Origin of the sequence: Nocardia sp. NPDC050710, from assembly GCF_040654375.1 — a bacterium.
Lineage (GTDB): Bacteria > Actinomycetota > Actinomycetes > Mycobacteriales > Mycobacteriaceae > Nocardia.
Genome location: NZ_JBFAHV010000001.1, coordinates 581,150 through 595,307 on the forward strand (window position 1 = coordinate 581,150; position 14,158 = coordinate 595,307).

The following is a 14,158-nucleotide window of genomic DNA, read 5'->3' on the forward strand; positions in this document are numbered from 1 at the left end:
GATTCGATGGACGACGCCGCCGCAGCCGTGGCGCGGGCGCACCGTCGCGAATGGGCCTTCGTGCTCGCCGCGACGGTGCGGCTGGTCCGTGATTTCGATCTCGCCGAGGAGTGCGTGCAGGACGCGTACGCCAAGGCGCTCACCGAGTGGTCGGCGCACGGCGTGCCCAGCAAGCCGGGCGCCTGGCTGACCACCGTCGCCAAGCACCGCGGCCTGGATCTGATGCGTCGCGATGCGACGCTGCGCCGGGCATTGCCGCTCCTGGTCATCGACGGATTCGATACCGCCGAGCCGGACGCGGGCACCTCGGATATCCCCGACGACCGGCTCCGGCTGATCAGCACCTGCTGCCATCCCGCGCTATCGCGCGAGGCACAGGTGGCGCTCACGCTGCGCCTGGTCTGCGGCGTCACCACCGCGGAGGTCGCTCGCGCATTCCTGATCAGTGATTCGGCCATGGCGGCCCGGATCACCCGGGCGAAGAAGAAGATCGCGGTGGCGCGCATCCCCTATCGGGTGCCGTCGGTGCGGGAACTGCCGCAACGGCTGGATGCCATCTGCGCGGTCATCCATCTGCTGTTCACCACCGGGCACACCGCGCCCTCCGGCGATGCGCTGGTCCGTCCCGATCTCACCGCGCGGGCATTGCAGTTGGCGCGGATGATGCACGCGCTGGTCCCGGACGATCCCACGGTCACCGGCCTGCTGGCGCTGATACTGCTCACCGATGCCCGCCGGGCGGCCCGGGTCGACGCGCAGGGCAGGCTCTGCACCCTCGAGCATCAGGATCGGTCCCGTTGGGACCGCACGGCCATCGACGAGGGCACCGCCCTACTGAAACAGGCTCTGCCACATACCGACCGGTATACGTTGCAGGCCGCGATCGCTGCCGTACACGACGAGGCGGCGACCTGGGAACACACCGACTGGCGGGAAATCACCGGGCTGTACGCACTCTTGCTCCGGAACTGGCCCTCTCCGGTCGTCCGCCTGAATTACGCGGTCGCCGTTGGTCTTTCCGGTCAACCGGACCGCGCCCTCGCCCTGCTCGACGAACTCTCCGGTGAACCAGCCCTGGTCACCTACGGTTACTTCGAAGCGTCCCGCGCCGCCTTTCTCACCGCACTCGGACGCACCACGGAGGCCGCTACCGCATACGAATCCGCGCTGCTACTGACCGAAAACACCGTGGAGCGTACACATTTGGAACAGCGCCTATCCGAATTGCGGCCCTGACCGCACCCGGGGGCGACCGTTACTCCGACCAGCGCTCCTCGAGCATGGCGGAAACATCCTCGGCGAAATCGCCGACGGTGTCGTCACCGGTGCACCGCGCGTCCTCGGCCAGTGCGGCCCAGCGATTGATGAGCGCTTCGGAACGCGGGACCGAAAGCCCGTGCTCACGAGCGGAGGCGATCCGGACGTGGTCGGCGGGCAGGAACCAGTAGGTGCTCAGCCACACCCAGATCAGCCGGGCCTCGAGGATCCGCTCGGCCAGCACGGCGTCATCGGCGAGAGCGGGCCACACCCCGACCACCTCGGAACGCCATGCCTCGACCATCTGCCGGGCGCGCTCACGGGAGAGTTCGAAATCGCAGAGGCATCCGGGGAAGGACACCAGCGCGTAGGCGATGTCGAGCGTGGCGTCGCGGAAGCCGCCCCACTCGTAGTCGAGGAAGCGTGCACCCTCCTCATTGAGGATCACATTGTCCGGGCACAGATCCGACGGGCTGAAGGCCCGGAACCGGCCGGCCGAGAACAGCCGGTTGCCGCGGACGATCCGCTCCGCGATCTCGCCGGGCACCTCGATGCCGAGCTCGCGCTGCAACAGCCCCGGCACCTCGGCGATAGCCGATTCGGCCTGCTGCGCGATCCCGTCCACCCGGTGCACCACCTCGACCCGGCGCAGTAGCGCGACGAAATCGGCCTCGCGTCCGACGGTCGCCGCGTGCATCCGTCCCATCGCCTGCGCGAAGGCCATCAACGCGTTGCGGGTGGCAGGCTCGGCCCCGGAGTTCAGCACCTGCGTGAGCAGGGAGTTCTCCCCGAGGTCGCTCAGGATCAACAGCCGGTCCGGCAGGCTGTGCGCGATCAGGTAGGCGCCGGGCCGCTGACCGCGGCTGAGCGCGGTGGTGAATTGGTAGGAGACCGCCTCGCGTAGGAATGCCGAATCAATGCTGGCGACGCCGGGCGCGAAGCCACCGGTGCGTCGATCGCGTGCCGCCCCGCGGACTTGTTTGACGATGAGTGTCCGTGGCAACGAGAAGGCGTTCTCTGAAACGCGCACGCGAAGGACCGTCGTCCTACCACTACCACTGAGTTCCATCGGATCACTCAGCTTCACCGGAGCACCCATTCGCTTTGTGAGCAACTGTTGTGCTGCGGACACGACTTCGGCGGCGCGTTCGGCCAATAGTGCGGTCATCGCCTCTCAAGCTACTCGCATCGGGTCACTTCTAGCGAGCGGTTACACAACCTTTCCGCGTCGCCCGGCGTGTCTCCCCGCAGGTTGCGGAACGGGCGCTGCCCGCTTGACACCATTGCACTCGTCAGGTTTTCTCATCGTCAACTGCTGTGCGCCACACCGCAAACCAGTTGCCTCGAAAGGTCTACTACATTGACCGACACACCGTCCTCCGTACCGCGCGAACCCGCTGGCGACACACCAGAACAGGGCGGTGGCGAACAATTCGCGGCACGCCCGGGACAGCACGAGAGCGCGAACCCGCATCCGCAGGGGACCGGCGCCGTACACGGACGCCACGAAATGGCGGGCGGCGCAGGATACCCGCAGTTCGAAGGCCCCGGCGCGGCCCAGTACGGCAGTGAGCCGGTGGAGCCGCCGCCCGCGGTGGCCCCGACGCCGCACCCGACCTACGGGCCGCCGGGAAGCGGGCCGGGGACGCCACCGCCCGGCGCGATGGCACCCCTTCCCGGTACCGTACCCTCTCCCCAGGACACCATGCCGGCGCCCGGCGTGACGGCACCGGAGGGGATGGTCCCGACGCCGGCCGGCGCGATGCCGCCGACCGATGAACAGCAGACCTACGGCTATCAGTTGGCCGCGCCGACCGGTCTGGATGTCGGTAACGCGCTGAGCTACGGACTGGAGAAATTCCGCGCGAATCCCGCTCCGTGGCTAGGAATTACGGCACTGGGCGTGGTCATCTATCTGGCTTTCGTTCTTGTGGTGCAAACCTTCGAGCCCGAATCACTGCTGTCGGTGCTTTTGATCTTCCTCGCGGTGATGGCCGCCATCTGGCTGCTGCAGGCGGCGATGGTGCGCGGCGGCCTGTACGAAACCGACGGCAATAAACCAGTTTTCGGTTCGTACTTCCGTTTCGTGAACGCGGGCAATGTGTTGCTGACCGCCCTGCTGGCCTTCATCGGCACCTGGGTCGGGTTGGCATTCTGCGTGATTCCCGGACTCATCGCCGGGTTCCTGTGTATATTCGCGCTGCACTTCGTCGTCGATCAGGACCAAGGCCCGTTCGAAGCGATCAAGTCCAGTGCCATGCTCGTGGTGACCAATATCGGACCGGTGCTGCTGTTGACGCTCGCCGTCGCGGTGATCACCTTCCTCGGCGCACTGCTCTGCGGCCTCGGTCTGCTGGTCGCGGGACCGATCTCGGTTATCGCGGTCACCTACTCCTACCGCAGGCTCACCGGCGGCACCATCATGCCCTGATCACTTCGCGACCGGGGTCACGCCCCAGCCATGCCTCGAGACGCTCGATCGGCCCCTGTCGCTTACGGCGCGGGGCCGTCGTTCGAGCACCGGCACTCGTCCGACACGATGCCACGCAGGTGCACGCGAGCGCCCGACCGGCCCGTGCGCCGCAAAGAAGTCGCGCCGCGCTCGTGAGCGCGGCGCAGTCACTCCAACCGCCGGTCGCCGCGCACCAAACCGACCGAAAACGCCTCCAGCGAAACGAATTCGGGTCCCTTCACCATGCCGCCGACGATCGTCGGCGGCGAGTCGATATCGACCCAGTGGCCCAGCGCGACACCGCACACCGGCGCCATATGAGCGGCACCAGTGTCGTCCACCGACAATCACCTCGGTTCGCGAACCGATCAGTCCGCGGACACTAGGCGGAGGGCGCCTGGGCCTTCACCGCAGCGCCCGCCGCGTCGCCGTCCTTCTTCTGCACCGGCTTGGCGTCCAACCCGGCCTCCTTGCGCTGCTGCGCGGTGATCGGCGCAGGCGCGTCGGTCAGCGGGTCGACGCCACCGCCGGTCTTCGGGAAGGCGATGACCTCGCGGATGGAGTCCAGCCCCGCCAGCAGTGCGACGATCCGGTCCCAGCCGAAGGCGATACCGCCGTGCGGCGGAGCGCCGAAAGCGAAGGCGTCCAACAGGAATCCGAACTTCTCCTGCGCCTCCTCGTGGCTGATCCCCATCACCTTGAAGACGCGCTCCTGCACATCGCGGCGATGGATACGGATGGAACCGCCGCCGATCTCGTTGCCGTTGCACACGATGTCGTAGGCGTAGGCCAGCGCGGAACCCGGATCGGCGTCGAAGGTGTCGAGCGACTCCGGCTTCGGCGAGGTGAACGCGTGGTGCACCGCGGTCCAGGCCGAATACCCCAGCGCCACATCGCCGCTCGCGGTCGCCTCGGCGGCGGGCTCGAACAGCGGGGCATCCACGATCCACACGAACGACCAGGCGCTCTCATCGATCAGGCCGACCTTACGGGCGATCTCGCCGCGCGCGGCACCCAGCAGCGCCCGACTGGACTTGACCTCGCCCGCGGCGAAGAAGACGCAGTCACCCGGCTCGGCGCCGACCTGCTTGGCCAGACCTTCGCGTTCGGCGTCGCTCAGGTTCTTCGCAACCGGGCCGCCGAGGGTGCCGTCCTCGTTGACCAGGATGTAGGCGAGGCCCTTGGCGCCGCGCTGCTTGGCCCACTCCTGCCAGGCGTCGAGCTGCCGCCGCGGCTGGCTCGCACCGCCGGGCATGACGACCGCGCCGACGTACGGTGACTGGAACACCCGGAACGGGGTGTCTCTGAAGTATTCGGTCAACTCGGTGATCTCGACGCCGAAACGCAGGTCCGGCTTGTCGGAACCGAAGCGGCGCATGGCCTCCGCATAGGTCATATGCGGGATCGGGGTCGGGATCTCGTAGCCGATCAGCTTCCACAGCGCGACCAGGATGTCCTCGGCCAGCAGGATCACGTCCTCCTGGCGTACGAAGCTCATCTCCAGGTCGAGCTGGGTGAACTCGGGCTGACGGTCGGCGCGGAAGTCCTCGTCGCGGTAGCAGCGCGCGATCTGGAAGTAGCGCTCGATGCCGCCGACCATGAGCAGCTGCTTGAACAGCTGCGGGCTCTGCGGCAGCGCGTAGAAGCTGCCCGGCTGCAGGCGCGCGGGGACCAGGAAGTCGCGGGCGCCCTCCGGGGTGGAGCGGGTCAACGTCGGGGTCTCCACCTCGACGAAGGCGTGGCCCGCGAGCACCTCGCGGGCGGCGGCGTTGACCTTCGAGCGCAGTCGGATCGTGTGCGCCGGGCCCTCGCGGCGCAGGTCCAGGTAGCGATGCTTGAGGCGGGCCTCTTCACCGGGCTGCTCGTCGAGCTGGAACGGCAGCGGGGCGCTCTCGTTGAGCACCTCGAGCTTGGTGACGTTCACCTCGATCTGACCGGTCGGCAGGTCGGGGTTCTCGTTGCCGTCCGGCCGCTGCTCGACCACTCCGGTGATCAGCACGCAGAACTCGGCGCGCAGCTTATGGGCCTGTTCGGCGGGCTCACCCTCGCGGAACACCGCCTGCGCCACGCCCGACGCATCGCGCAGATCGATGAAGATCACGCCACCGTGGTCACGCCGCCGGGCCACCCAGCCGGTGAGGGTGACGGTCTGACCGGCATGTTCGCTTCGCAGCGAACCAGCCAAGTGGGTGCGCAGCACGGGATTCCTTTCGACGATTCCGACACCGGAAGGGCCACCCGGTGCGGTTGCCATCGTAGCGACGACGCAGGCAGGGTCCCTAATTGATATCGGTGCGCGCGGCGGCGACCAGCCCGGGTCGGGGCGGGCGAACTGCCCGAATCGCGCGGTTATGCGACACGTTTGCTGTGGGGATCCGATTGCGGCGCATCTCTGTCAAGCTGTAAACACTTTGTGCTCCACTGCCGCGGATCGCCGCTCGCTCCGTGGCCGCGCGGCCGAATCGAACCCAGGAAGCGACGACGATGACCTTCAACGAGGGCCTGCAGATCGACCCGGATGCCGTCAGTTCCGGAGGTGGTCCTGGCAGGGGCGGCATGATCGCACTGGGCGGCGGTGCGGGCGGAATCATCGTGCTGGTGCTCGCACTGCTCTTCGGCGGGGATCCGGGTTCACTGCTCGGCGAGTTCACCGGCGCCCAGGACAGGCAGCCCGCCGCGGAGACCGCGGGCACGCCCGAACACTGCAAGACCGGTGCTGACGCCAATAAGTATGTCGACTGCCGGGTCGCGCTGACCGCGATGAGCCTCAACGCCATCTGGGGCGCTGAACTGCCGAAGCAGACGGGCCGCAAATACGTCAAGCCCCGGGTGGTCCTGTTCTCCGGCGCCACCGCGACCGGCTGCGGCAATGCCACCAGCGCCGTCGGCCCGTTCTACTGCCCGGTCGACCAGACCGCGTACTTCGACGTCACCTTCTTCAACGAGTTGACCGACCGTTTCGGCGCGAATAGCGGGCCACTGGCGCAGGAGTACGTGGTGGCGCACGAGATCGGCCACCACATCCAGAACCTTCTCGGCGATATCGGCCGCGCCCAGCGCGACCCGCGCGGCCCCGAATCCGGGGCGGTGCGTACCGAGTTGCAGGCCGATTGCTATGCCGGTATCTGGGCCCATTTCGCGGATAAGACTCCGGCCCCCGGCGGCGGACAGCCGTTCCTGAAGACATTGTCGGACAATGATGTTCGTGACGCGCTGTCTGCGGCATCGGCCGTCGGTGACGATCGGATCCAGCGCGCCGCGCAGGGTCGGGTCAATCCGGAGGCCTGGACACACGGCTCCTCCGAGCAGCGGCAGAAATGGTTCCTCACCGGGTATCGGACCGGCGAGGTCAAGTCCTGCGATACGTATTCGGCACGGGATCTGGACAATCCGCCCGCGCTGCGATGATCTACCAGGATAACGGCGACACGGATGGGAATTTCATGCGAAGAATACGGGCAACCCTGCTGATCCTCGCGCTGACGCTCGCGGGGAGCTGGGGCATCGCGACGGCGGACCCGGAGCCCGCTCCGGCGGCGCCTGCCCAGCCGCTGGCCTTGATCACCCTCACCACCATTCCCAACGGGTGGCAGGAGCGGGTCGACCTGCGCCCGGTGCTCGAGGTGTACGCCGACGGACATGCGGTCAAGAAACCCGACGCCGCCGCGGCGGACCGGAGTCCGCAGACGCCGCCGCAGCAGCTCACCGGATCCGTCGGCAATGACGTACTCCAGGCGGCGCTCACCGAGATCAAGGCGCTCGGCGCCGTCGACCTCGGCACACCGTCGGTCTCCGATCAGGGCACCCAGATCATCGACCTGATGCCGCAGGCACCGGATCAGGATGTGCATCTCATCGTGTACGCCCCGGAGGTCACCGACGGTCTCAGCACCGAACAGCAGGGCGCGCGCAAGCGCTTCGCCGATCTCTACCGCAAACTCCTCGACGCCTTCGTCAAGGACTGAGTACCGGCTCCGACGACGGTGCCCCTTCTTCCCACCGGGGAGGAAGGGGCACCGTGCGTTATGCCGTTGTCCGCGTTCGGGTCAGAACTGGTCCTGCTCGTAATCGGAGAGCAGTTCGTCCGAATGCGGCGCGCCGATGACGTCCGGGGTGGACTCGCCGAGCGGTCCGGTCAGATCGTCATTGCCGGTCTTGCTCTGGTACGGCTGCACATTGCGCGAGTGCTCGTCGTTATCGGTACCGCGCTGGCCTGCCGCCGAGCCCGGGCCGCCCATGAACGAGTTACCCGTTCCGGCCGTCGAGGTGGACGCACCGGTTCCGAGCGAGGTACCCGACACACCCGCCACCGAACGCAGCGGCGACACGGTGGAGCCGGGCAAACCGGTGTTCGGGCGAGACGACGACGGCGTACCCGAACCCGAGCCCGAACCGGTCCCCGTTCCGCCGCGCCCGCTCGAGCTGCCCGACCGGCCCGTGCCGAGCGCACCGAGCGAGCTCGGACTGCCCGTGCCCGAGCCGCCCTGACCGGCCGACTGCGGGTTGGTCGAAGCCTGGGTACCGAGGGACGGGCTGCCAGAGGAGTCCGTGCCGAGACCCGCGGCCTTGGTCGCGGTGTCCTCCGCCTGGCTCAGCAGTGGCTCGCCGATGTTCTGGATCGCCGCCTGCGCGACTTCCTGCGGCGCGGGCAGTCCGCTCTGCCCGAGCATCTGTGCCACCACACCGTTCAGCTCGGCGGTCTTCCCGGCGAGGTCTCCCCGGGTGGCATTGGCGACGGTGACCGCCTGACCCAGGTGTTCGGTCGCGGTGGCGATCAGTGTGGCCTGTGCGGGCGGGGTGAAGATGACGGGCGCGAGTGCCGTCGCCTGGGTGGCGAACGACCCTGCGATGCCGAGCAATTGGGCGTTGCCCTGCTGTACGACGGCCGCCGCGCGCTGGGTGAGTTCGGAGATGTCGAAGCCGCGCTGGCTGGTCTCCTGCCCCTCGGTGTTGGCCTGCTGGCTCGCGGCCTGGGCATTGCGTGAGGCCTGCCCCTCCCAGACCTGCTCCACGGTCGCCATGCTGCCCTTGCCCACCTGCATGGCCGTCTCGATGACCGAGGATGCCTGGCTCAGGATCTTGGTGGGATCGAGCGCGCCGATGATTCCGGTGCCGAAGCTGTTGAGCAGCTCCAGAATCGGCTGGAACAAGAGGTCGACGCCGGGCAGCGCGGGGATCGAGATCCCGTTCATCAGAGCCGCCACCGGATCGGCGGGCAGCTGCGGCAGGGTGGAGAGGTCCGGTGTCGAGGCGACCGCCTGCGCCGCCGCCGAGGCGGCCCCGCCGAGGGCGCCGTTCAGCACGCCGTTCGCCTGGTCGAGCACGCCCTGCGTGGCCTGCTGCACTTGGGCCGTCGCGTGACTGATCGCGGTGTTGGCGTCGCCGAGCAGGCTCGACACATCGGCGGGCGCCGCGCTGAGAATGCCCTGCGCGTCGGGCGCCGTGGTGCCGTTCAGACCGCCGAGCCCGGCGGGCATGGTGCCGTGCGTCTGCGCGTCATCGCTGATCTTGCGGGACAGGATGAATTCCGGCGCCTCGATCGGCGCCATATCCTCGGGCAGCTGCGGCAGCGGCAGATCTTGAATCGCCTGCGGTGTGCTCTGCACCGCGGCGGCGGCGATGTCGTTCGCATCCTGCGCGGCATGCTGAACCGAGGCCGCGGCCTGATCCTCGGGTGCGATCACGCCGGTGTTGCCGGTATCCATGGGCTTCATCGCGTCTCAGATCTGGCCCGCGATGGCGTTGAGATCGCCCGCGTTGCCCAAGTCGGTGCTGTCGAAAGCGGCTGCGGCGGTGAACGCCTTGGACGATAGGTCCTGATACTTGGCCGAGAGGTCGTTGATGTCCTTGGCCTGCAATACCTGCGCTGCCGCGAAGCTGAGCAGATAGTCGGCGCCGATCAAGCCGAATACGGGCGTCAGTGCGGCGACATGCGCCACGGCGTCGTAATTTCCCACCGCGGCGATCTCCGTCGCGATACCGGAATTCTCAGCGGCGAATATCCGAACGGCGTCGGTTTCTACCGAGACATCACTCATCGAGTTGCCCCCCAAATCGTCGTGAACATCAGTGTCGTGCACATAGCGTTGTCGAAACGTCGGCTCCCTGCCCGTGACGGCTACACGCGCTCCCAGCACCCTCGCGCCGCTACGGTTGGGGCCCAATATAGCGGACCCAAATGGGCTCAGCCAGACGAAGTCTCGCTGACACGCGGGTCGCCCCGAGCCGCGACCCGGCCGCCGTCGGCGCAAGTTTTCGAGCCGGACCGGCCGATCGAGCAGAACTGGAACATGTTGCAAATTAGAACGAGTTCTATATTCTCGTTGACATGAAGGTCGCAGTGACCGGCGCAGCCGGCTACCTTGGCACAAATCTGCTCCGCTTGCTGGTCGATCGCGGGCACGAGGTCACCGCCATCGACCGGGTCGTGCCCGAGCAACCGGCGGAACCGAATATCACCTGGGTCTCCGGCAATGTGCTCGATCCCGCTTCGATGCAGACCGTGCTGGCGGGCGCGGAGGTCGTATACCACCTGGTCGCGGTGATCACCCTGGCCGACCAGAACGACCTGGCCTGGAAGGTCAATACCGAGGGCGTCCGCGTGGTCGCCGAGGCCGCACTCGAACTCGGCGTCCGGCGCATGGTGCATACCAGCTCCATCCACGCCTTCAATCAGTACAGCTGCGGCGGCCGCATCGATGAGACCTCGGTGCGCTCGACCGACCAGACGCTGCCGGTCTACGACCGCTCCAAGTACGCGGGCGAGGTGGAACTGCGCAAGGTCATCGCCAAGGGCCTCGACGCGGTGGTGTGCAACCCCACCGGCGTCTTCGGGCCGGTCGACTACGGCACCCCGCTCTCGCGCATCAACCGCACGCTGCGCGACGCGGCCCAGGGCCGGATCCCCGCGATGATCGGCGGCGGTTTCGACCTCGTCGACGTGCGCGATGTCGCCGAGGGTCTGATCCTGGCCTCGGAGCAGGGCCGCACCGGCGAGAACTACCTGCTCGGCGGCTCGATGATCTCGATGATGGACCTGTGCAAGCTGGCCGCGAAGCACGGCGGCAAAAAGGGTCCCAAGTTCACCATCTCGCCCAAGATGGTCGGCGGACTGATCCCGGTGTTGCAACCGATCGGCAAGATGCTCCGCACCGACATCCTGTCGCGAGCCACCCTCGGCGCACTGATCTCGGCGCCGATCGTGGATCACGCGAAGGCCGAGCGCGAGCTCGGCTACCAGCCGCGATCGACCGACGATACGGTGCGCGACCTGGTGGAGTTCTTCGCCGATCCGCAGCGGTTCGGCCAGCGTGACACCCGACGGATCGCTTGACACGCTCTAGAACACATGTTCGACTAGGTGGGTGCGGTGGCAGAACCAGACCCTGGACGCCGACGACGGCGCACTACCCGGCTTGAGCCGGGCGGGTTTCGTCCGCACCGTACAAACACCCGAATTCGAGGGCATCACATTCCACGAAGTGCTCTGCAAGAGCGCGCTGAACAAGATGCCCGAGAGTTCGAATCTGCCTTTCCACTGGACGATCAATCCGATGCGCGGATGTTCGCATGCCTGCCGATATTGCTTCGCCCGCCCCACCCACGAATATCTGGATCTGGACGCCGGCCGGGATTTCGACGCGCAGATCGTGGTGAAAACCAATATCGCCGCGGTACTGCGCAAGGAACTCGGGCGGCGTTCCTGGCATCGGGAGCCGGTGGCGCTCGGTACGAATACCGATCCGTATCAGCGGGCCGAGGGCCGATACCGGCTGATGCCGGGGATCATTCGCGCGCTGACCGATTCCGGCACGCCGTTCTCCATACTCACCAAGGGCACCCTGCTGCGCCGGGATCTACCACTGCTCACGCTGGCCGCGCGCCAGGTATCGGTGAGCGTGGCGGTCTCGATCGCGATCCTGGATATGGAGTTGCATCGCGGGCTGGAATCCGGCACGCCCTCCCCGATGGCGCGGCTGGACCTGGTCCGCGCGCTGGCCGACGCCGGGTTCGAGGTGAATGTGATGGTGGCGCCGGTCATTCCGTACCTCACCGACAGCCGGGCCCACCTCGACGAGCTGTTCGGCGCGATCGCCGCGGCGGGGGCCGCCTCGGCCATCGCCTTCCCGATGCATCTGCGCGGCGCGACCCGCGGCTGGTTCCTGAGCTGGCTGGCCCAGGAGCATCCGGCGCTGCTGCGCCGCTACCGGCAGCTCTACGGGCGCGGCGCCTATGTGACGCCGGAGTATGCGAGCTGGCTGCGCGAGCGCGTCACCCCGCTACTCGAACGCCACAGCCTGACCAGGGTCGCGTCCCCAGGACCGGAGACCCGGCCGCGGCCCGAGCCCGCCGCCGATCCGCAGCTGTCGTTGTTCGCCTGACGCGTCGCCCGAGTTTCTCGATCGACAGCGCGCTTCACCCGCAAATACGCCATGCGGCGGAGTACTTTGGCCACTGGCACCCTCTCACTCGACGAGGAAGTGAAGCAGGCATATGGTTTCGCACCAAAAAGACGTCGGCGCAGCGAAATTGGAAAAGGTTGTAATTCGGTTCGCCGGCGACTCCGGCGATGGAATGCAGCTCACCGGCGACCGCTTCACCCACGAGGCGGCCGCCTTTGGTAACGATCTCGCCACACAGCCCAATTTCCCCGCGGAGATCCGGGCACCGCAGGGCACGCTGCCCGGCGTCTCGTCGTTCCAGATCCAGATCGCCGACTATGACATCCTGACCGCGGGCGATCAGCCCGACGTACTGGTCGCGATGAACCCCGCCGCCTTGAAGTCGAACCTGGAGGACCTGCCGCGGGGCGGCACACTGATCGTCAACACCGACGAATTCACCAAACGCAATCTCGCCAAGGTCGGATACTCCGCCGATCCACTCGACGACGACACCCTCACCGACTTCGTGGTGCACCGGGTGGCGATGACCTCGCTGACGCTGGCCGCCACCGAACCCAGCGGAGTCGGCAAGAAGGACGGGCAGCGCGCGAAGAATATGTTCGCGCTCGGACTGCTGTCCTGGATGTACGGGCGACCGATCGGCGGCACCGAGCGGTTCATGCGGGAGAAGTTCGCCACCAAGCCCGAGATCGCCGAGGCCAATGTGCTCGCCTTCCGCGCGGGCTGGAACTACGGCGAGACCACCGAGAGTTTCGCCACCACCTACGCGATCGCGCCCGCCACCCTGCCGCCGGGCACCTACCGCCAGATCACCGGCAATACCGCGCTGGCCTACGGACTGGTCACGGCGGGCCGATTGGCCGGGTTGCCGGTATTCCTCGGCACCTACCCGATCACCCCCGCCTCCGACATCCTGCACGAGCTGAGCAAGCACAAGAACTTCGGCGTCACCACCTTCCAGGCCGAGGACGAGATCGCCGGAATCGGCGCGGCACTCGGCGCTTCGCTGGGCGGCGCGCTCGGCGTCACCAGCACCTCGGGGCCGGGTCTCGCGCTCAAGAGCGAAACCATCGGACTGGCCGTGATGACGGAGCTGCCGCTGCTGATCGTCGACGTCCAACGCGGCGGCCCCTCCACCGGCCTGCCCACCAAGACCGAGCAGGCTGATCTGTTGCAAGCGCTGTACGGCCGCAATGGTGAATCACCCGTCGCGGTGCTCGCGCCGCGCTCCCCCGCGGACTGTTTCGCCACGACCGTCGAGGCCGCGCGGATCGCGCTGACCTACCGGACACCGGTGCTGTTGCTCTCCGATGGTGCGATCGCCAATGGTTCCGAGCCGTGGTCGATTCCGAATGTCGACGAGCTCGCACCAATCGATGCCGCCTTCGAACCGGACGCCGACGACGAGGGTGACTTCCAGCCCTATGCCCGCGATCCGGAAACCCTGGCCCGCCCGCTGGCCGTACCCGGCACCAGGGGCCGCGCGCATCGCATCGGTGGCCTGGAGAAGGCCGACGGCAGCGGCAATATCTCCTACGAGCCCGCGAACCACGAACTCATGGTCAGACTGCGGCAGGCCAAGATCGACGGCATCGCGGCGCCGGAGCTCGACGTCGAGGATCCGGACGGGCGCGCCGAACTGCTCCTGCTCGGCTGGGGTAGTTCCTACGGCCCCATCGGCGAGGCATGCCGCCGGGCCCGCCGCCGCGGCGTTCCGGTCGCCCAGGCGCACCTGCGTCATCTGAATCCGTTGCCGCCCAATCTCGGTGACATCCTGCGCCGCTACCGCACCGTCGTCGTACCCGAGATGAACGGCGGCCAACTGGCCCTGCTACTGCGCGCGAAATACCTGGTCGACGTGCAGCCGTGGACGAAGATCGCGGGTACCGCGTTCTCCGCGCAGGAACTCGTCGGCGTCATCGACGCCGCACTGGACGGCTCCATCGAGGAGATGGAGCAGGACAAGGCCTTCGCCGCTCGCGCGCGGGCCACCTACCGCACGGCCGCAGGCGAGGCCGTCGAGACAGCCCCGGGGGTCAACTGA

The 14,158-nt window shown here is 67.5% G+C and carries 12 protein-coding genes; 7 read left to right on the forward strand and 5 right to left on the reverse strand.

Going from position 1 to position 14,158, the window contains the following annotated elements; all coding sequences use genetic code 11:
* Positions 1-6: 6 nt before the first annotated feature.
* Positions 7-1,236: a DUF6596 domain-containing protein gene (locus AB0H61_RS02665; RefSeq protein ID WP_357298328.1), complete on the forward strand. Its 1,230-nt coding sequence runs from the start codon at positions 7-9 to the stop codon at positions 1,234-1,236.
* Positions 1,237-1,255: 19 nt separating this feature from the next.
* Here the strand turns inward: AB0H61_RS02665 and AB0H61_RS02670 are convergent, their stop codons facing one another.
* Positions 1,256-2,425 (reverse strand): kinase, encoded by a 1,170-nt coding sequence (locus tag AB0H61_RS02670; protein ID WP_357298331.1) that lies wholly within the window; start codon positions 2,423-2,425, stop codon positions 1,256-1,258.
* A gap of 192 nt (positions 2,426-2,617) precedes the next feature.
* Between AB0H61_RS02670 and AB0H61_RS02675 the strand changes: the two genes are divergently transcribed.
* Entirely contained in the window at positions 2,618-3,688 is a 1,071-nt protein-coding gene (locus tag AB0H61_RS02675) for a hypothetical protein (RefSeq protein WP_357298333.1), read from the forward strand.
* Positions 3,689-3,876: 188 nt separating this feature from the next.
* Here AB0H61_RS02675 and AB0H61_RS02680 read toward each other — a convergent pair whose 3' ends face one another.
* On the reverse strand, positions 3,877-4,050 hold the full coding sequence (locus tag AB0H61_RS02680) for a hypothetical protein (RefSeq protein WP_357298336.1): 174 nt from the start codon (positions 4,048-4,050) through the stop codon (positions 3,877-3,879).
* A gap of 41 nt (positions 4,051-4,091) precedes the next feature.
* Complete coding sequence (gene aspS, locus AB0H61_RS02685; protein ID WP_357299824.1) at positions 4,092-5,909, reverse strand: aspartate--tRNA ligase; 1,818 nt, start codon at positions 5,907-5,909, stop codon at positions 4,092-4,094.
* A gap of 284 nt (positions 5,910-6,193) precedes the next feature.
* On the opposite strand from aspS, the gene AB0H61_RS02690 reads away from it, so the two are divergent.
* Both AB0H61_RS02690 and AB0H61_RS02695 read left to right on the forward strand, forming a co-directional pair.
* Positions 6,194-7,117 carry a neutral zinc metallopeptidase gene (locus AB0H61_RS02690; protein WP_357298339.1) on the forward strand — a complete coding sequence of 308 codons (924 nt, stop codon included), beginning with the start codon at positions 6,194-6,196 and terminating at the stop codon, positions 7,115-7,117.
* Positions 7,118-7,152: 35 nt separating this feature from the next.
* The gene (locus AB0H61_RS02695) at positions 7,153-7,674 is read left to right on the forward strand and encodes a hypothetical protein (protein WP_357298341.1); all 522 of its coding nucleotides are present in this window, start codon (positions 7,153-7,155) and stop codon (positions 7,672-7,674) included.
* 81 nt (positions 7,675-7,755) lie between these two features.
* Here the strand turns inward: AB0H61_RS02695 and AB0H61_RS02700 are convergent, their stop codons facing one another.
* Together AB0H61_RS02700 and AB0H61_RS02705 are read right to left on the reverse strand one after the other, a co-directional pair.
* A complete protein-coding gene (locus AB0H61_RS02700; protein WP_357298344.1) occupies positions 7,756-9,423 on the reverse strand; it encodes a hypothetical protein in 1,668 nt (555 codons plus the stop codon).
* Positions 9,424-9,429: 6 nt separating this feature from the next.
* A complete protein-coding gene (locus AB0H61_RS02705; protein ID WP_357298346.1) occupies positions 9,430-9,747 on the reverse strand; it encodes a type VII secretion target in 318 nt (105 codons plus the stop codon).
* 290 nt (positions 9,748-10,037) lie between these two features.
* Here AB0H61_RS02705 and AB0H61_RS02710 point away from each other — a divergent pair, with 290 nt between their 5' ends.
* The 3 genes from AB0H61_RS02710 (at position 10,038) to AB0H61_RS02720 (ending at position 14,158) form a co-directional block, all read left to right on the forward strand.
* Entirely contained in the window at positions 10,038-11,042 is a 1,005-nt protein-coding gene (locus tag AB0H61_RS02710) for an NAD-dependent epimerase/dehydratase family protein (RefSeq protein WP_357298348.1), read from the forward strand.
* A 31-nt stretch (positions 11,043-11,073) separates the two neighbouring features.
* The gene (locus AB0H61_RS02715) at positions 11,074-12,090 is read left to right on the forward strand and encodes an Rv2578c family radical SAM protein (protein ID WP_357298350.1); all 1,017 of its coding nucleotides are present in this window, start codon (positions 11,074-11,076) and stop codon (positions 12,088-12,090) included.
* 112 nt (positions 12,091-12,202) lie between these two features.
* Positions 12,203-14,158 carry a 2-oxoacid:acceptor oxidoreductase subunit alpha gene (locus AB0H61_RS02720; protein WP_357298352.1) on the forward strand — a complete coding sequence of 652 codons (1,956 nt, stop codon included), beginning with the start codon at positions 12,203-12,205 and terminating at the stop codon, positions 14,156-14,158.